This window comes from Clostridium sp. YIM B02569, from assembly GCF_022320765.1.
Lineage (GTDB): Bacteria > Bacillota > Clostridia > Clostridiales > Clostridiaceae > Clostridium > Clostridium beijerinckii.
The window spans coordinates 51,205-70,336 of the sequence record NZ_JAKJJX010000032.1 but is presented as its reverse complement, the minus strand read 5'-3'; the positions used below and the strand labels follow the sequence as shown (position 1 = coordinate 70,336).

Here is a 19,132-nt window from a genome sequence, read left to right as displayed (position 1 = left end):
CCACATGAAAAAATGCACCTCCAAATATTAAATATGATTATATCATATGTCTAACATTTGGGGTGCACTTCAAAATGTTTATTGCCTTTCTTCACGTGGCACTATATTAATTATATATAACTCGGTCTGTATCTATGATAGTTACAAATATCATTAATTTATTAATTTTAATTGCTCTCTATAGTCAGATGGGCTCATGCCGGTAATTTGTTTGAAAGTTTTACTAAAGTGGAATTGATCTGGATAGCCAACTTTTTCACCAACTGTGCTAATTGGTAAAGAAAAATTCCATAATAATTGTTTTGAAATATTAATACGATACTCTTTAATAAATTTTGAGGGAGTCATATTCATGTATTTAGTGAATATTTTTGTTAAGTAAGAAATTGAAAATCCAAAATGTGATGCAAGTGCGGCTAGATCGATTGTTTCATGGTAATTATTTTTTATATATTCAGTCACAAGCTCCACGATTTCATTAGGCTTTTTGTAAGAAAACTCATCAACTTTAAAATCATTTTGATTTGCCAGAAGATTTTTTTCTATTGTATCTAAGGTTGTAGTTAATTCCCCAAGATTAATAGGTTTCAATAAATAGTCGGACACCCCATATCTTATGGCAGTTTTAGCATAGGAAAAATCACTATGTCCACTAATTATTACACAATGGATAAAAGGATATTTTTCGAAAATGAACTTGGAGAGTTCAAGGCCATCCATTACTGGCATGCAAATATCAGTGAGTACAATGTTTGGAAGAAAGGATTCTATTAGTTCTAATGCTTCTTTGCCATTACTAGCAGTTCCTACGACTTCAAAGTTCTCATTAGCTCTATATATGTTTTTAATTATGTTTTTAGCAATTAATCTCTCATCCTCTACAACAATAGCAGAAAAAGTAATCTTATTTGTCATAATTTAATCCCTCCCATAATAACAGTCGCCCCATTTGGAGTGTTATTGATTAATCTAAAAATTTGTTTTCCATTGTATAAAATTTTAAAGCGAATATAAATATTCATAAGACCCATTCCGTTTAATTCTAAGTTTGGAAGAACTCCATTTGCGTTGATTGAATCTATCTTTTCTTGCAATTGTTTTAAATTGTCTTCTGCAAATCCACTTCCGCTATCTTTAATTTGCATTTCCCAGTGAGTATCAGTTACATAACCTGTAATATCAATATGCCAAGGTAGCTCAGTTTTTGTAGTGAATTTTACTGCATTTTCTACAATGAGCTGCAAACAAAGTTTTGGGATTTTAATGTTTTGCATCTCATCAGGAATATTTAGGGTATATGTTAAATCGTTATCATAGCGAATCTGCATACACTGAAGATAATCAATGGTATGAGCTATTTCATCGGTTAAACTAACTAATTGTTGACTGTCTGATGAAATATATCTTAATATTCTTGAAATGCTTTGGCACATTATTATTATTTCTTCATTCATTTGTTCATCAGCCATAGCTTGGATGGTTGACAGGGCATTGTATAGAAAATGTGGATTCATCTGTGATTGAAGAGCCAACATTTTTGACTGCATTTCACGATTTTGAAGAATTAATTCATTTGTCATTGCTATTTTTGCTTTTTGCTGCATTTTTAAAAAGGCTTTGAATAAAGTATTTAATTCAGTAATATGTGTATCTATTTCTTTAAAATTAGTAGATGCATCGTCAGTTATTTGAAAACCTTTAACTTGATTATATATTTTATTCAATGGGGTGGTAATAATTTTTGCAATAAAATAAGATAATGTTGCAGTAGCGAAGGTAATTAATAACGATAGCACCACATTTGTTTTGATATATTCATAAATAGGAGACATAAGTTTTGAGTTGTCTATTGTTGCCACAATAGTGAAATCACTATATGAAGAGGTATCAAATAATACATATTCATTTTTATATTTAAATAAATTATTGCTTATATTTTTATCGACATTAGTAGAGATAAGATTATAATAATTAGTTGTAGATGAACTTTGATTTATAGGGTATATTGGTTGTCCATTTTTATAATAAATATAGACATTACTGCCATAAGTATTATTAAAATCTTTAATAATAGTAAAAATATTTTTAAATGACTTCTTAACTTCAATAATTCCTTGTGGGACATTAAGGGTATTATAGTAAACGCGATATAATGAAAGGAAATACTGACCTTCCTCATAAGGTGAATATCTGCCCAATCGATCATCTTTATTAAAGTAAATAACCTTACCGCCTTTAGAAGATAAAACATCATCATACCATGCTTTGTTATTCACTGAAATATAGGAAGAGGAATTATCTAAACCAACTCCTAATTCAAGATTATGCAAATCATAAAGATAAATCTGATCTATAGGATGGTTAGGTCCCATCATTGTGACCAATAAATCATATAAAATTTTTGTGTTCTGAATATTATCAATTTTTTGGTGTTCAGATAGATTGGACAAAGATTCAGAATTATAATTTATATATTTAATAAAATGATCCTTGATTAAATTAGAATAGATGATATTTTGAGATAGAGTATCTAAAGAATTAATCTCTACATCTAAATTATTATTAATATTTTTTATATTGCTATTAAGAGTTGTAAGAGCATTTGTTTTAATTTTAGTAGATTCATTCATTACAAAATAAAACATAAGAAAATTAAAGATAATTATAAATAATATGGTATATGGGATAAAGAGAGTTTTTAATATGCTACGTTGTTTCAAAAGTTTCATGCTAAATCAATCCTTACAATAAATAATTTAGTCAAAAATATACATGGAATAGGAGAGATATGAACATTCAAAATCAGCTTAGTACAGATATATAATATAACCATAGCAACAAATAGTCAATAATATATAAATTGGGAGGAATTATTATGAAACATTTTAAAAAGTTATTGTCAGTTGTGACTTTAGCCGGATTAACTATGTCATTAGTAAGCTGTGGTAATAGTACTAGTACTACAGAATCTAGCTCAAAGAACAATGACGTTACTATTTCTTTTATGGCAAGTCAGGATTGGATTCAAGATGCTGAATTGAATTTAGCAAAAAAATTTACTGAGAAAACAGGAATCAAGATTGATTATCAAATTGTTCCATCAGATCAATATAATAACTTGTTAATGACAAAATTAAATTCTGGAGAAGCTACTGATATTTTTGCTGTGAATGCTGGAAGGTTTGATTTAGAAACACAAGTTAATGCAGAAAAAAATGCGTTGGATTTAACAAATGCATCTTGGGCAAAAAATATAGATAAAGAAGTTGCTAATGAGCTGACTGTAAACGGTAAACTATATGGAGAACCTATTCAAGATGTATCATCTGTCTGGGCAATTGGTTATAATAAAAAGATTTTCAAACAATTAAACTTACAAATTCCTAAGAATTATCAAGAATTTAAAAACATATGTGAGAAAATAAAGGCATCTGGTGTTACTCCTATTTATGAAAGCGTTTCAGATGGATGGCATCACACATTATGGTTCCCAGAAATAGCTTTAGCAGCGGATACAGCAGATTCAGGATTAGTAGATAAATTGAATAATAATACTGAAAAGTTGGAAGGAAATAAAACATTTGAAACTATTTTAGGACAAGTTAATGAAATGGTGAAACTAGGATATTGGGGAGACAATTATATGTCTAACAAATATGCTGATGCTCCCAAAAATATCGCTTCAGGGCAATTTGCAATGACAATCGCTAACCAAGGTTTTGGTGCAGAAGTCAATAAAGCGGATTCTAGTTTTAGTGTAGATGATATTGGATATTTTGTGATTCCTTTAGCAGATAATCAAATATTAAATATTAATCCAGTAGGACCATCAAGACTTATATATTCGAAATCTAAACATGCAAAAGAAGCACAAGAATATTTAGATTTTCTTGCATCAGATGAAAGTCTTACTTATCTAACTGAAAACGTTTCTAAATTTAATAAGCTTCCATATAGTAATGCTCCAGTTAAATATACTGATACAGTCAAGGAATTTTATAAATCATATCCTAAGAATGCTGTTGTATTACAATCAGCAGTCAAGTATATAAATCCTCAATGGATGGAAATAGGTAAAGATATGTCTGCAATGCTAGTTGGAGAGATGGGGCCAGAAGAACTTCTAAAAAATATTGATAAAAATAGAGGAGATCAGGCAAAGGCTGCCGGGGATAAGGATTGGAAGTAAAATTCTAAATTATGTAACCAGATATACTTGTCTGGTTACAGTACTATAAAAATAAGGAGAAGTGTAAATGAATAAGAAAAAAATATATCCGAGTTACTTTATATGGGGAGCACTTATAATTTATGGAGTCTTATTTGTAATTCCGGGAATTATTGGCATTGCATATTCCTTTACAGACTGGTCAGCTTACAGTGATAAAATAAATTTTGCTGGATTTGATAATTTCAAAGTAATATTTTCAGGCAATGAGAATTATATGAAAATTTTAGGTAATACCTTATGGTTTACAATAATTACAACAATATTAAAAAATGCGATAGGATTGTTATTGGCAGTATTGCTAACAAAATCTATAAAATTCTTGAATTTTCACAGAGGGGTTATGTTTATGCCATCTGTGTTATCTACATTAATTATTGGTATGATTTTTACATCAATTCTTGATCCTAAGATAGGAATTCTAAACGTTTTTCTTAGAGGCATTGGTTTAGATACATTAGCAAAACAGTGGCTTACTTCACCACAATTTGCTTTTGGATCCGTAGTTGCAGTTGATGTTTGGAGAGGTATTGGATACATTATGACTATTTTTATAGCGGGTATTTTATCTATCTCTAGTGAATATTATGAAGCGGCTAATATTGATGGAGCAACAGGACTACAAAAATTTCGATATATTACATTTCCGTTAATACTCCCAACATTAGCTACTACTACAGTATTAAATGTAATTTATGGATTGAAAGTATTCGATATGATTTACGTATTAACAAATGGTGGCCCAGGAAAATCTACAACGGAAGTATTGTATACAATAGTATTTAAAAAATTTGGTATGGGTCAGTATGCTATTGGTACTGCATTATCATCTGTTATGTTCGTAATTATGGTGTTTATTGGAGTCTTTATGATTAAAATAATGACTAAAAATGAGGTGATGGAATAATGAGAATAAAAAAAACATTACAAAATATATTTTCTAATGGAATTGCATGGGTTATAACGATTATATCTCTTATACCATTAGTGTTAATCCTATTTAATGCTCTTAAAACTAGCAAAGCAGCTTCAGATATGAATCTGAAACTTCCTACATTTCCAATACCAGTTGAAAATTTTTCGACAGTAATAGAAAGAGGAAAACTTGCAACATCTTTTATTAATAGTTGTGTTTATTCTATAGGAAGTGTAATCTTATGTGCCATTTTAGCAGCAGCAGCTTCCTATGTATTATGTAGAAATAAAACAAAATTAAATCGCATCATTTACATGTTTATTATATTAGGAATTACAATGCCTATAAATTATGTAGCCTTAATGAAGGTAATGTCTGCATTACACTTAATGAATTCAATGCTTGGAATAGTGCTACTATATACTGCAATGCAGCTTCCGTTTTCGGTGTTTCTCCTTCATGGGTTTATAGCAAGAATTCCAGTGGAATTAGATGAAGCAGCTGTAATTGATGGATGTTCTCCAATTAGAATATTTATCTATATTATCTTTCCACTATTAAAACCAGCATTAGCAACAGTTGTAGTTCTTACTTTTTTAAATACATGGAATGAATTTGTATCTCCATTATACTTTTTAAGTAGTTCTTCAAAATGGCCAATGACTCTTTCAGTATATAATTTCTTTGGAATGTATTTTAAAGATTGGAATTTAGTTTGTTCAGATATCATGCTAACTAGTTTGCCAGTTATTGTAGTTTATTTATTAGGTCAAAAATATATCGTTTCAGGAATGACAGCTGGAGCAGTTAAAGGTTAATGAGGGCGGTGATTATATGGAGATTTTAGGATATCGTAAGGATGGCAGAATAGTAAATTTGAAATTAGAAAATGGAATAATTCAGTTATCTGCTGTGGGTAAAGAAATTATTCGATGTACTTATACTAAAGAAAAAAATATAAAGAATTCATCAGTTATTGGGATTAATTATGAAATAGAGAAATTAAATGAATTTGTTGTGGAAGAGACACAAGATAGTATTATTTTAAGAACTGGATTAATTACTTTAACTATTAATAAGAAGACAGGACAATTTGTATGGAAAAATGGCAAGAATAATGAAATATTGCTGCAAGAAAGAGATAAGGAACTTGTTTCAATCCCGGTTGAAAAATATTCTACAAATGGTGAAAAAGCTATTATTAAAAGAGTAAAAACCGTTGATGGGGAACGGAGTTTCGTTGAAAATTTAAAACCATATATTGATAGAATAGCATATAGAGCAAAATTATCCTTTGAGTGGCAAGAAAAAGAAGCAATACATGGACTAGGACAAGGAGAAGAAGGAATCTATAACTATAGAGGTAACTCTCAATACTTATATCAGCACAATATGAGAACTCCGTTTCCATGTTTGGTATCAAATAAAAATTATGGTATCTTATTTGATTGTGGATCATTGATGACTTTTAATGATGATTCAAGAGGAGCATATGTTTATTTAGATGTAGTGGAGCAATTAGATTACTATTTTGTTTTTGGTGAAAAGCTCGATGATATTGTGGGAGGTTTTAGAAAAGTAACAGGGCGAGCTGTCATGCTGCCAAAATGGGCGTTTGGTTATATTCAGTCGAAAGAAACATATAGAAACCAAGAAGAATTAGTTGAAGTAGTTAAGGAGTATAGAAAAAGAAATGTACCGATAGATTGTATTGTACAAGATTGGCATACTTGGGAAGAAGGTTTATGGGGGAATAAGCGATTAGATAAAAATAGATATCCTAATATAGGTAAAGCAAATAAAGAAATTCACGATTTAAATGCTCATACTATGGTTTCTATTTGGCCAAATATGAATGCAGGTGGAGAGGATTATGAAGAATTTTTACAAGCTGAATATTTATTAGGAGACAATTCTACATATGATGCTTTTAATGAAGATGCAAGAAAAATGTACTGGGAACAAGCAGAAAAAGAGTTATACAAGGGAGGCTTTGACGCTTGGTGGTGTGATTCAACGGAACCATTTAGTGGACCAGATTGGAATGGAGAAAAAATTAGAGAACCTTGGGAACGATTTATGTTAGTGGGAAATGAGCATAAAAAGTTTTTAGACCCAGCTAAAGCTAATTTATTTGCATTAATGCACGAGAAAGGCATTTTTGAAAATCAAAGAAAGGTAGCGCCTGATAAAAGAGTTCTTAATCTGGCAAGGTCTGGTTATATTGGCTCTCAAAAATATGGCGTTGTATTGTGGTCAGGTGATACTAATGCAACCTGGGGAACTTTTAGAAAACAAATTACAGAAGGTTTGAATTTATGTTTGAGCGGTTTACCTTATTGGACATTAGATATTGGAGCATTTTTTACAGTAGGAAGTGAATGGAGAAACAGAGGATGCGGTTGCAACAATAACCCGAACCCACTTTGGTTTTGGCAGGGAGATTATAATGAGGGTGTAAATGATTTGGCTTATCGTGAATTATACGTAAGATGGTTTCAATATGGTGCATTTTTACCAATGTTCCGCTCTCATGGAACAGATACTCCAAGAGAAATATGGAACTTTGGAGAAAAGGGAGAAATGTTTTACGATGCCATTGAAAAGTTTATAAATTTACGATATAGCTTAATTCCATATTTCTACTCTTTGGCTGGGAAAGTAACGCAAAATCATTATACTATGATTCGAAGTCTTTTATTCGATTTTAGTAATGATGAAATAGCAAAGGAAATTAGTGACGAATTTATGTGTGGAGATTCTATATTGGTATGTCCTGTTACAAATCCGATGTATTATGAGGCAAATAGTAAGTCAATTGACGAGCCTAAAATGAGAAAATGTTATTTGCCAAAAGGAGCTGACTGGTATGATTTTTGGACGAAAGAACGATTAAGTGGGGGAAGCTATGTAATAGCAGACGCTCCAATAGATAAGATTCCATTATTTATACGAGTAGGTGCTATTATTCCAATGGAAGAAGGGTTACAATATGCGGAGCAAGTGAGTGATAAACCATTTCAAATTCATATTTATCCTGGGGATGATTGCGAATTTGAATTTTATGAAGATAGTGGTGACGGTTATGAGTATGAGAAAGGAATTTATAATAATATTTTAATGAAATGGGAAGATAAAGAAAGTAAATTTACTATTGGAAAAGCAGATTATGATTTCCCACAATCTATTAAAAATCGTTCTTGTACAATTTTTGTAAATGACAAGAGCGTAGAGTTTATTTATCGAGGTGAATCACTAACTTTTGTTATAAAATAATAAAGAATATCATATAGAGAACCAGTTTCATATTTAAACCCTCTTATTTTTTATATAATACTCTTATAAATTTACTATAAAAAATCTCAAACCTATTGGGTTTGGGATCTTTTTTTATTCTTAAGGAAATTATAATGCAATTAAATCTGGGGATAACTTTTATAGTAGTCTATTTTACTAGGGGAATTACTATAAAAGAATAAAAAAATAAATCATATTCGCCTGCCAAATTTTTCTCACATGCGTTCGAAAAGGCAGATGCGTGAAAAAAATCTACACATATGAAAAGAGTGCGAAGCACAATACGGAACTTAACCACAGTCGCTTGTGATTTTTTTATTCTCAATAAATTTATAATAAAATCAAATTTATGAATAGTTTATGGAATAATGTTACTTATAAAGTTGCATTTGGAAAGGAAATAAAAAAGGAATTTGATAATTAATGACGAAATCAAGGAGTATAGAGTTAATATGATTTAACACCTAGAGAAGGTTAAAATTTTTTAGAGGGCAGGAGGGAGATAAGTATGAAATTAAATTCAATAAAGTTCAAATTGATTCTATTTATTTTTGGACTAACAATTTTACTGTTTAGTGCTAATATAGCTATCAGTACAATCAGCTTTAATTCTTATTCATATCATAACAATAAGACGGAAGTAATGAATGCTAATGAAACAATAAGCGAAAAAATTAAGGAATTGAAAAATGAGTCTTTAAGTATTGGAAGTCAATTGGCCTTAAATCCTAGAATAATAAAGGGAATTGAAAATAAAGATAACCAGGAGATTTTTAATGATTTAAAAGATATATTAAAAGATTTAGATGTAGAATTTGTTACAATAACTGATGAAAAAGGTAATGTAATTGTAAGATCTTATGAACCAGATAAAAAGGGAGATAGCATTTTAAATCAGGCAAATGTAAGAAATGCTCTTGCTGGTAAATTAAACTCCCAAGTTGAAAGTGGAACTCAGATTAAACTTGCAGCTAGAGCAGGTGCGCCAGTAAAGAACGAAAATGGAGATATTATTGGAGTTGTGTCTGTAGGATATAGATTAGATTCTAATAATATAGTAGATTATGTTAAAAGTAAATTCGGGTGCGATGCCACTATTTTTATGGGAGATGTAAGAGTTGCAACAAGTATAATGAAAGATGGCGAAAGAGTTGTTGGAACTAAACTTGATGAAAAAATTGCAAAAGTTGTTTTAAGTAATAATGCATATTCTGGGGAGGCCAATGTTTTAGGAAGTAAATTTGATGCTTACTATTCGCCAATTACTGGAGATAACAATGAGGCGGCTGGAGTTATATTTACAGGTAAAAGTAAAGCTGAAAGTCAGCTATTTATAAAAAAATTTGTTATAAATAATATTATATCTTCTATTATCGTGTTAATCTTGGTTGGGATAGCAATATATTTATACATAGATAAAAAGGTATCAAAACCATTAGCAAGTGCAGTGACGCACTTTAAACACTTATCAGAAGGTGATTTTACTAAAAAGACATTAGAAAAAGATTTAAAACGCAAAGATGAAATTGGAGATATGTCCAGAGGAATTGAGCATATGAGACAGGATTTAATAAATTTAATTAAGAAAATAATGAATAATTCACAAGATATGAGCGCAGCGAGTGAAGAATTATTTGCCACAGTTGAAGAATTTTCAGCAATGTCTCAAAATATTAATTCTGGAATTGGTAATATTAATTTTGGTATTCAAGAAACTAGCTCAGCGGCAGAAGAAATAAACGCTTCAGTAGAAGAAGTTGAGGCAAGTATTAATGTATTAACTAATAAGGCAGTAGAAGGAAGTAATAATGCAAGTGCTGCAAAAACTAGAGTAGAAGATATGCAAAATAGATCTTTGGAATCCATTAAAGAAATAGAAATGGTGTTTAGTGAAAAAGAAGAAAAAATACTTCAAGCAATAAAAGAAGGACAAGTAGTAGAAAATATAAAAGTTATGGCGGATACTATTGCAGAGATATCAGAGCAGACAAATCTATTAGCACTAAATGCAGCGATAGAGGCGGCAAGGGCTGGTGAACATGGAAAAGGATTCTCAGTAGTTGCTGAAGAAGTAAGAAGGCTTGCAGAACAATCTTCAGATGCTGTAGAATCTATAAAAAGTACAATTTTAAAAGTTCAAGATGCATTTAGAAATCTTTCAAACAATAGTGATGAGGTACTAACTTTCATGAAGGAAAGAGTAAATCCTAAGTTTCAAGATATGATTGAAATTGGAAAAGAAAATCATAAGGATGCAGAATTTGTAAGTAAAATGTCAAATGAAATAGCTGAAATGACTAAAGAAATTTCAAGTACAATGGAACAGGTTACTAAAGCGGTGGAGAGTATGGCTGATACAGCACAAAAATCTTCACAAGAAACTGATGAAATGGTAAACAATATTGATGAAGTTAATAGAGCAACAGATGAGATAGCAAAAACGGCTCAAGAACAAACACGCCTTGCTCAGGATTTAAATGAAATGATACAGAAGTTTCAAGTTTAGTATTGCCCCCCTTTATAGTATGCAGTTAAAATAATAAAACTGTTTCTATAAAGGGGGGATTTCGTTTTTTATAAACTTAAGATTTCGTAAGGTTTATTTATAATTCTTGTAAAGTCTATCTTCTACAATGAAATTATGACATTTGAAAGGAAGTAGAGGATATGAGAAAAGTATATAAAAAGATATCAGGATTTATAATAATAATGATAATAATTTGCGGATTTTGGTATATTGAAGGAAATACAAGTAATTATGGTTCAAATGATAAAGACAAGTTGTTTGAAGTAAACACGGCTAATGGAAGCGAAAAAATACTATTAGTAAATGAGAAGTATGGATTAAGTGGAAATTATGTACCAGAAGGATTAAGCATACCTAACATACCATTTTCAAATGGATCAGATGATGAAGAAAAACACGTAGCAGGAACTGTTGTAAAGCCATTAGAAGAGCTAGTAAATGCGGCTAAAAAAGACGGGATAATATTACTTGGTAATTCGGGTTATAGATCTTATAAGTCACAAGAAGATGTTTATGAAAATCGAGTGATATCTCAAGGGAAAAAGCTTGCAGATGCATATGTAGCTAAACCTGGATTTAGTGAGCATCAAACAGGGCTGTGCATTGATATTACTAATAAAAATGGATATTTTGCAAAGGGAACTAAGGAGGCAGATTGGCTTGCAAAAAATTGCTATAGATTTGGTTTTATTATAAGATATCCTTATGGAAAGAAAAGTGTAACAGGAATTGAATATGAACCATGGCATATTAGATATGTAGGTAAGGAAGCTGCTAAGTATATTCATGATAATGGAATTACATTAGAAGAATACTTACAAAAATAATTATAAAAATGGAGGAATAAATGAATAATATTCTTGTAGTAGATGATGAAAAAGAAATAAGAAATTTGCTAGAAATAAATCTTAGAAATGAAGGATACAATGTATTTAAGGCAAGTTGTGGAGAGGAAGCCTTAGATATTTTGGAGAAGGAAGAAATTCATTTGATAGTTTTAGATATAATGATGCCCCACATGGATGGTCTGGAGGTTTGCAGAAGGGTAAGGGAAAAGTATAACATACCAATTCTTATGCTAAGTGCAAAATCAGAAGATATGGATAAGATTCAAGGGATTATGACTGGTGCAGATGATTATGTATGCAAACCTTTTAACCAATTGGAACTTATAGTTAGAGTTAAGGCATTAATGAGAAGATCATATTTTTTAAATTTAAAAATGCAAGTTTCAGAGGATCTAATAAGAATTGAATCAATGGTTATAGATAAGAGTAAGCATAAGGTGACTATAGATGATAAAGAAGTAGATTTAACGGCTAGAGAGTTTGAAATATTATATCTGTTAGCTACAAATAGAGGAAGAGTTTTTAGCGCTGAGGAGATTTTTGAAAAGGTATGGAAGGAAAGATATTATCAATCTAATAATACTGTTATGGTACATATGAGCAGATTAAGGGATAAAATAGAACATCATATGGAAGGAAATAAGATAATTCATACTATATGGGGAGTTGGATATAAAATTGAGAAATAAAAGATTCTATAAATATTGGCTGTCACCATTAGGTGAGATTGTAACCACGTTATTATTAACTTATATAAGTTTAATGGTAGTTAGTAGAATATTAATATATTTATATTTAAATACTAAAATTCAACTCATTAATTATATTTTTAAATTTCGAAGACTCATTGACTCTGTAATGTTTGAAGGTGCAACCTATGTGATTACTGGAATTTCATTATTTGTAGGAGTATATTTACTCATTACTTATAGAAAAACTAAAAGTTTAGTAGCTATTATAGATCAAACTGAAATGATGGCGAGTGGTGATTTGGACAGATTAATAGAAGTTGATGGAGAAAATGATATTAGGAATTTAGCAGAAAATATTAATAATATCTCAAGGCAGCTTAAAGAGATAACAATAGTAGAAAGAAAAGCTCAACAAACTAAAAATGACTTGATAACTAATGTTTCTCATGATTTAAGGACTCCATTAACGTCTATAATAGGTTATTTGGAAATAATTGATGCTGATAAGTATAAAGATGAAGTAAGACTAAGATATTATGCTAATATAGCATTTGAAAAAGCAAAAGCATTGAATTTACTTATTAATGACTTGTTTGAACTCACTAAAATGCAAAATAACACCATTAATTTAGATAAGGTTGATATTAATTTAGTAGAATTATTAGGTCAGGTAGTTGCGTATTTTGAATATCAATTTAAAAATGCAGAAATGCAATCAAGAATCAACTTTTCTGAGGATAAGCTAATAGTAAATGCAGACGCAGGAAAACTAGTTAGAGCATTTGAAAATTTGCTGTCCAATGCAATTAAGTATGGCAGAGATGGCTTTTATGTTGATGTAATAACAAAAATGGAAGAGAATATGGCAGTAGTTCAAGTTATAAACTATGGTCAATCGATATCAGCAATAGATTTGCCATACATATTTGATAGATTCTATAGGGTAGAAAAATCAAGAAATAGTGATATAGGTGGTTCTGGATTAGGGCTAGCTATCACAAAAAATATTATAGAGTTGCATCAAGGGACGATAAAAGCCTATAGTGATGATAATAGAACTATTTTTGAAGTAAGATTACCAGTTAAATAAAGAGATTTCTTTACAAGTAACAAATTTAGAGTAGTTAGAAGACTTGACTCATATTTAGAATGCTATAAGTGCAGTATACTAATTTTTGAATTTAACTTAGATTATCATGGAGGAAATTATGAATATAATGAAAAACTTAATTTTTCATATTCACTACTGTAATTGTAAACAGTTAGGTGAAGAAATGAAACATTTAAGTAGAATTAATAGAACACTTCAGCATCATGTATTAATTTTAATTACTACGGGTAATGGATATATTAGAACTCCACATAAAAGCTATCAACTTAAGGAAGGCACTTTGTTATATCTTTGTCCAAATGTTCAATACTCTGTAGAAGTTGAATCTGTGGATCCTATTTACTTTTTTTCAGTACATTTCACTTATGCAATAGTAGGATTTGATAATAATAAATGGGATATTACAGATAAAGTTGATACTTTGCCTTTAGATTTTGTGCAAAAATTAAAGGATTATTATTTGGTTAATAATGCATTTAAGAAATTAGTAGATAATTGGATGGCAAAACTTCCAATTTATGAGTTCGTAACGAAAACTTTATTTCGGGAATTATTATTTGAGATTTTCCAAAATATAAAAAATAATAAAAATAATTATTCAGTGTCCTTAAAGGTTGATAAAGTAATTGAGTATATGCTAAATAATATAGATAATAAAATTACTTTAAGGGATTTATCTGAGCTAGTGAGCTTGTCGCCCCAATATTTATCTAAAGTTTTTAAGGAGACTACAGGATATTCTGTTATAGAGTTTTTTAATAAAATAAAAGTTGATAAAGCTAAAGAATTGCTTATTGCTGGTGATAAAAAAATAAAAGAAGTAGCTAAAATGCTTGGCTTTACCGATGAATTTTACTTTAGCAGGATATTTAAAAAAATTGAGGGCATAAGTCCTTTAGAGTTTTATCTTAAAAATATCCATGGATATTAAAATCTTGCATGGAATAAATGGGTTTTCATGATTATAATTAGGAGATAATTATATATGAAAGAAGAGAAAATATTTAGAGGAGGATAATTTAAATGAAGATTAAATGGTTTGGACAATCATGTTTTATGATAACTTCTAAAAATGGAACAAAAATATTAACAGATCCTTATAAAAAAATGTTAGGGTATAAATTGCCTGAAATTGAAGCAAATATAGTATCTACTAGTCATGAACATAGTGATCACAATAATATAAAGGCAGTCAGCGGTGACTTTATGCATATAAATGAATTAGGGAATTTTTCAAAAGATGGGATTGAGATAAAGGGTATACAGACATTTCATGACAAAGCTTCAGGAGCTAAGAGGGGCAAAAATACCATATATAACTTTAAGGTTGATGGAATAAATATTTGTCATTGCGGAGATCTTGGACATACTCTGGATGCTAATATTGTAAAGGAAATAGGTAATGTAGATATACTGCTTCTTCCTGTCGGCGGGATGGCTACAATTGATGCCGTTGATGCAGTTAATGTAATGAAGCAGTTAAACCCTATAGTGGTTGTACCTATGCACTACAGAACTAAAGCATTAGGGATATTCGGTTTCATATTTGCCAAGGTTGATAAATTTATATCAGCTTCAGGATTAAAAGCAATAGAGTATTCAGAACTGGTATTAACTAAGGAAAATATTAAAGAGTACTCAGGGATTGCCGTGCTTAAATATAATTAGGATTTGCTACATTTTATTAAATGACGTGTTAGAGTGATATAGTTTTTTTATTCAAAATGCCAGTTAGATCTGAGCATTTGTATCATATTACTACCAAAACGCATGTTGAAACTGTTGTGAAGCCAGTTAAGAAAATAGGCTAATATCAAAGTGATTAAAGGTTTTTTAGAGCTATTGTAAATAAATTCTAAAGTGATATACTATATGAATATATAGAATTTCGTGAGGTAATTTTATGAGAGCAGAGTTAATGAACACTATGCATTTATTTTTTATTTTGGTGTTTCTTATAAGTATTATTACTTGTACAATTACATATTTAAGAAAATATAGAAAAAAGATAAATTATAATGTTGTAAGTAATATTTATATTAAATACTTGGATTATTCAAGGTTTATGAGAATAAATGATTATATATCATATGAAAAATATGATATTTGGCGGTATTGTGTACAATTTTAAACGAAATGATGCTTTTTTATTTATTTTAAATTTCAGGAGGAATATTATGAACATCATTTCAAATGTATTAAATTTGTCACTTAATTACTTTTTTAATATTACAGGAGACTTAGGAATAGCAATTATAATATTAACTATATTAGTTAAGCTACTTCTTATGCCAATATCATTTAAGCAAAAGTTAAATATGTATAGTCAGCAAGAGTTTTCTAAAGGACTGGAAGAAATAAAAGAAAAATATAAAAGTAATAAAAAAATACTAGAAATTGAGACTGAAAAGTATTGTAAGCAAAATGCAAAGGGAATGATAGGTATTTTATCAAGTTTACTTCAGATACCTATAGTCTTTACGCTGTATAATGTGATTTTAAATATGCCTATGCAGGTTGGAACGGCACTTATACCTTGGGTTGTTAGCTTAAAGATGTCAGATAGTTTATTCATAGTACCTGCAATATATGCATTTTCAATGCTTAGTCCAAACATATTACCTTATATACCTTTTCTTAGATTAAAAGCTCAAGCTAAACTAAGCAAAACCAACATCATAATAACAACTGTAATAAGTGGATTGGTTACTTTTAAAGCGCCTATTGCTTTAGGAATATATTTTATAACTACAAGCTTATTCTCATTTGTTGAAGAAGTAGTTTTTAGACTATATGCTAAAAGAAGAGGTTTGGCAGTTTAAAAACTGATGTTTGACACTATTAAGTAAAATTTATATTAAACTTACAATTATAGATAAATTAAAAAGGTAACTGAATCTAAATTAGATTTAGTTACCTTTAATAATTTATAATATATATGTTGCAATTAAATTTCTACATTCTAGTCTTAATTGATAGTTTGATTTACTAGAGTTTTAAATGTAAATTTATTATTACAACAGATATATGGCAACTATATATTAACCAGATTTTTAATGTTTTCTTTACGTAAGTCTTAAATATATAATGCTAAAGGATAGGATATTACAAATTCTATTTTTTAGGTTTAATTCTTTTGACGAATTTTATATAATAGTTGATTAGAGCAGTTTCTTAGGAAGTATAGAAACTGCTTTTTTGACTATCTAGGAAATTATATAGTTGGACAATCTGCGGGTAAATTATGAGAAAGGCCGATTCGGAAGAGTGCTCTTTAAAAGAGAGTGAAAAAAGAAAATATATTCGCCTGCTAGATTTTCCTCACATGCGTTCGAAAAGATAGATGCGTAAAGAATCTCCGGCTCAATAATCACCTGGGATTTTGTTCTGCATAAATAATAGTAAAAATTTTTAAAGGTAATTTATAAATAGTTTAACGTTGATTTGCTTCTATTTTAACTTTCTATCCTATACTATGGTTATAAGAGAGTGTGATATGAGGAGTGACGAAAATGAAAATAGGGCTTTTTACGGACACTTATTATCCACAAATTAACGGGGTAGCAACTTCTGTATTGATGTTAAAAAAAAATCTTGAAATGAGAGGGCATAAAGTTTATGTATTTACAACAACAGATCCTAAGGCAGATAGTAAAGAAAAAAATGTATACAGAGTGCCAAGTATTCCCTTTATTAGCGCTAGGCGTGTTGGAATGTTCTATAATCCACGTTTATCGAAATTTATAAAAAAGTTAGGGCTTGACGTTATTCATACTCATACAGAATTTTCACTTGGTATTTTTGGAAGAGCTATGGCTAAGGAATTAAATATTCCTTTTGTGCACACTTATCATACTATATATGAAGATTATACTCACTATATAGCAAAACTTGAAGTATTTGATCCGATTGCAAAAATAGCAGTAAGGAAGTTAAGTATTAAATTTTGCAGCTCAGCAGATAAAGTGATTGTTCCTACAAGAAAGGTGAAGGATTTGCTTCTATCTTACAAGTTAAAAAAGGATATTTCTATTATTCCTACTGGAATAGAGCTTAATAAGTTTTCTAAACAAAATTACAATCTTAAAATGGTACAAGAATTACGCAAAAACTTAGGATTTAAAGAAAAAGATAAGATTTTACTCTATATTGGCAGGATATCAAAAGAAAAAAATATTGATGAAATCTTAATTGCTATGAAATCTTATTTTAGTGATAGAGAAGATGTTAAGTTTATTCTTATTGGTGATGGACCAGAGAAGAGTGTTTTGGAGAATAAGGCAAAGGAATTAGGAATAGGTAATAAGGTGATTTTTGCAGGGGAAAGACCATGGAATGAAATTCATCTGTATTATCAAATAGGTGACGCTTTTGTAAGTGCATCTCAAAGCGAAACTCAAGGTCTTACTTATATTGAGGCCCTAGCATCAGGGCTGCCTGTAGTAGCAAAAGCAGATAAATGCTTGGAGGGGGTATTGAAAGATAATATAAATGGATACATGTTTTATAATCAAGAAGATCTTATTATAAAGCTAGATTCAATTCTTTATAATGAGTTAAAACGAGAAAGATTATCTGCTAGTGCTATGGAATCAACAAGAAAATTTTCATCTGAACATTTTGCGTACACTGTAGAACAAGCCTATAAAGATATACTTACAAGGCAAAAACAATATGAAAAAGTTTCTGTATAGAAATCTCATCGATATTTTCATGTTTTTTTGGAATCAAAATATTTATAATTTCGGTAAGGTATAACATAAGTCTGAATTATATATTGGGTATCTATAAATAGCTTTTTAACTAAAAATTAATAGTAGATTGGAGAATTTTATTATGAAAGTTAGAACTCATGTTAAACTGGCGGAACTTGCATTTAGTAATAATATTAAAATGATACCTCAAGGATTTTCAAATTTTATGTTTAAATTTGGTTTAGTTATGGTTGATCAAAGCTGGCACGTTAAGACCCACCCTCATTATAGGCAGAAATCCTTTGACTATGTGCTAAAGAAGATAGAAAAGCTTATTTCAGCTAAAAATTTCAATGCATATTCTTCACTGGAATTAGGAATAATTATTCACCATTTATGTGATTTTTGTTGCAATGCTCATAAGTCTGGATCAGTGGGGAATATCGCAGCTCATATTAAATATGAGCGTGATTTGCAAAAATATTTATTAGAAAACTTTCAGGTATTAAAAGATAAGTTTAAAAATCCTCTAAATAATAAAAGAGCTAATAAAAATTGCCTGTCATCAATAAAATCATCAATTGAAAATATTTTAGATAATTACGCAAAAGGAGAAGCGTCATATTTACTAGATATTAAGCATTGTGTTGAAATAACATTTATGGTTTGCTCTTATGTTTTTAATTTAAATTTAAGTGTAGTGAAAAATTTTAAATTTGCAGCGAAACAATTGCAAACTTAGATTTAAAGCTTAAAATCAGATAGAAATAAATACGCAGAAGGAAAGTGGCTTTTGCGTATTTATTAAGGTAATGTGAG

Annotated in this window: 15 protein-coding genes; 13 read left to right on the top strand and 2 right to left on the bottom strand. The window is 29.6% G+C overall.

Annotated elements, in window-relative coordinates; translation table 11 throughout:
- Positions 1–153 precede the first annotated feature (153 nt).
- Together L3B96_RS23425 and L3B96_RS23420 are read right to left on the bottom strand one after the other, a co-directional pair.
- Entirely contained in the window at positions 154–915 is a 762-nt protein-coding gene (locus L3B96_RS23425) for an AraC family transcriptional regulator (protein WP_238899904.1), read from the bottom strand.
- Complete coding sequence (locus L3B96_RS23420) at positions 912–2,729, bottom strand: sensor histidine kinase (RefSeq protein ID WP_238948712.1); 1,818 nt, start codon at positions 2,727–2,729, stop codon at positions 912–914. The genes L3B96_RS23425 and L3B96_RS23420 overlap by 4 nt, the downstream gene beginning before the upstream one ends.
- A 146-nt stretch (positions 2,730–2,875) precedes the next feature.
- On the opposite strand from L3B96_RS23420, the gene L3B96_RS23415 reads away from it, so the two are divergent.
- The 13 genes from L3B96_RS23415 (at position 2,876) to L3B96_RS23355 (ending at position 19,055) form a co-directional block, all read left to right on the top strand.
- Positions 2,876–4,189: an ABC transporter substrate-binding protein gene (locus tag L3B96_RS23415; RefSeq protein ID WP_238899906.1), complete on the top strand. Its 1,314-nt coding sequence runs from the start codon at positions 2,876–2,878 to the stop codon at positions 4,187–4,189.
- A gap of 67 nt (positions 4,190–4,256) precedes the next feature.
- On the top strand, positions 4,257–5,135 hold the full coding sequence (locus L3B96_RS23410; protein WP_238948711.1) for a sugar ABC transporter permease: 879 nt from the start codon (positions 4,257–4,259) through the stop codon (positions 5,133–5,135).
- Entirely contained in the window at positions 5,135–5,962 is an 828-nt protein-coding gene (locus L3B96_RS23405; protein WP_077308332.1) for a carbohydrate ABC transporter permease, read from the top strand. The genes L3B96_RS23410 and L3B96_RS23405 overlap by 1 nt, the downstream gene beginning before the upstream one ends.
- Positions 5,963–5,978: 16 nt before the next feature.
- Positions 5,979–8,420, top strand: coding sequence for a TIM-barrel domain-containing protein (locus L3B96_RS23400; protein ID WP_238948710.1), 2,442 nt, complete (start codon positions 5,979–5,981; stop codon positions 8,418–8,420).
- A gap of 529 nt (positions 8,421–8,949) precedes the next feature.
- On the top strand, positions 8,950–10,947 hold the full coding sequence (locus L3B96_RS23395) for a methyl-accepting chemotaxis protein (protein WP_238948709.1): 1,998 nt from the start codon (positions 8,950–8,952) through the stop codon (positions 10,945–10,947).
- Positions 10,948–11,108: 161 nt separating this feature from the next.
- The gene (locus L3B96_RS23390; RefSeq protein ID WP_238899909.1) at positions 11,109–11,795 is read left to right on the top strand and encodes a M15 family metallopeptidase; all 687 of its coding nucleotides are present in this window, start codon (positions 11,109–11,111) and stop codon (positions 11,793–11,795) included.
- Positions 11,796–11,815: 20 nt separating this feature from the next.
- Positions 11,816–12,505, top strand: coding sequence for a response regulator transcription factor (locus L3B96_RS23385; protein ID WP_077838285.1), 690 nt, complete (start codon positions 11,816–11,818; stop codon positions 12,503–12,505).
- Positions 12,495–13,598, top strand: coding sequence for a HAMP domain-containing sensor histidine kinase (locus L3B96_RS23380; protein ID WP_238948708.1), 1,104 nt, complete (start codon positions 12,495–12,497; stop codon positions 13,596–13,598). The genes L3B96_RS23385 and L3B96_RS23380 overlap by 11 nt, the downstream gene beginning before the upstream one ends.
- A 118-nt stretch (positions 13,599–13,716) precedes the next feature.
- Positions 13,717–14,550, top strand: coding sequence for an AraC family transcriptional regulator (locus L3B96_RS23375; protein ID WP_238948707.1), 834 nt, complete (start codon positions 13,717–13,719; stop codon positions 14,548–14,550).
- Positions 14,551–14,642: 92 nt separating this feature from the next.
- Positions 14,643–15,287, top strand: a complete 645-nt coding sequence (locus L3B96_RS23370) for an MBL fold metallo-hydrolase (protein WP_065417725.1) — start codon at positions 14,643–14,645, stop codon at positions 15,285–15,287.
- A 509-nt stretch (positions 15,288–15,796) separates the two neighbouring features.
- Positions 15,797–16,441, top strand: a complete 645-nt coding sequence (locus L3B96_RS23365) for a YidC/Oxa1 family membrane protein insertase (protein WP_238948706.1) — start codon at positions 15,797–15,799, stop codon at positions 16,439–16,441.
- Between the two features lie 690 nt (positions 16,442–17,131).
- Positions 17,132–18,313: a glycosyltransferase family 4 protein gene (locus L3B96_RS23360; RefSeq protein ID WP_238948705.1), complete on the top strand. Its 1,182-nt coding sequence runs from the start codon at positions 17,132–17,134 to the stop codon at positions 18,311–18,313.
- A 142-nt stretch (positions 18,314–18,455) separates the two neighbouring features.
- A complete protein-coding gene (locus L3B96_RS23355) occupies positions 18,456–19,055 on the top strand; it encodes a zinc dependent phospholipase C family protein (protein ID WP_238948704.1) in 600 nt (199 codons plus the stop codon).
- The last annotated feature ends 77 nt before the right edge of the window (positions 19,056–19,132 follow it).

Bases quoted from the DNA above. Each gene is read 5' to 3' on its own strand.
- L3B96_RS23425 (WP_238899904.1), bottom strand. From the start codon at position 915: ATGACAAATAAGATTACTTTTTCTGCTATTGTTGTAGAGGATGAGAGA.
- L3B96_RS23420 (WP_238948712.1), bottom strand. From the start codon at position 2,729: ATGAAACTTTTGAAACAACGTAGCATATTAAAAACTCTCTTTATCCCA.
- L3B96_RS23415 (WP_238899906.1), top strand. From the start codon at position 2,876: ATGAAACATTTTAAAAAGTTATTGTCAGTTGTGACTTTAGCCGGATTA.
- L3B96_RS23410 (WP_238948711.1), top strand. From the start codon at position 4,257: ATGAATAAGAAAAAAATATATCCGAGTTACTTTATATGGGGAGCACTT.
- L3B96_RS23405 (WP_077308332.1), top strand. From the start codon at position 5,135: ATGAGAATAAAAAAAACATTACAAAATATATTTTCTAATGGAATTGCA.
- L3B96_RS23400 (WP_238948710.1), top strand. From the start codon at position 5,979: ATGGAGATTTTAGGATATCGTAAGGATGGCAGAATAGTAAATTTGAAA.
- L3B96_RS23395 (WP_238948709.1), top strand. From the start codon at position 8,950: ATGAAATTAAATTCAATAAAGTTCAAATTGATTCTATTTATTTTTGGA.
- L3B96_RS23390 (WP_238899909.1), top strand. From the start codon at position 11,109: ATGAGAAAAGTATATAAAAAGATATCAGGATTTATAATAATAATGATA.
- L3B96_RS23385 (WP_077838285.1), top strand. From the start codon at position 11,816: ATGAATAATATTCTTGTAGTAGATGATGAAAAAGAAATAAGAAATTTG.
- L3B96_RS23375 (WP_238948707.1), top strand. From the start codon at position 13,717: ATGAATATAATGAAAAACTTAATTTTTCATATTCACTACTGTAATTGT.
- L3B96_RS23370 (WP_065417725.1), top strand. From the start codon at position 14,643: ATGAAGATTAAATGGTTTGGACAATCATGTTTTATGATAACTTCTAAA.
- L3B96_RS23365 (WP_238948706.1), top strand. From the start codon at position 15,797: ATGAACATCATTTCAAATGTATTAAATTTGTCACTTAATTACTTTTTT.
- L3B96_RS23360 (WP_238948705.1), top strand. From the start codon at position 17,132: ATGAAAATAGGGCTTTTTACGGACACTTATTATCCACAAATTAACGGG.
- L3B96_RS23355 (WP_238948704.1), top strand. From the start codon at position 18,456: ATGAAAGTTAGAACTCATGTTAAACTGGCGGAACTTGCATTTAGTAAT.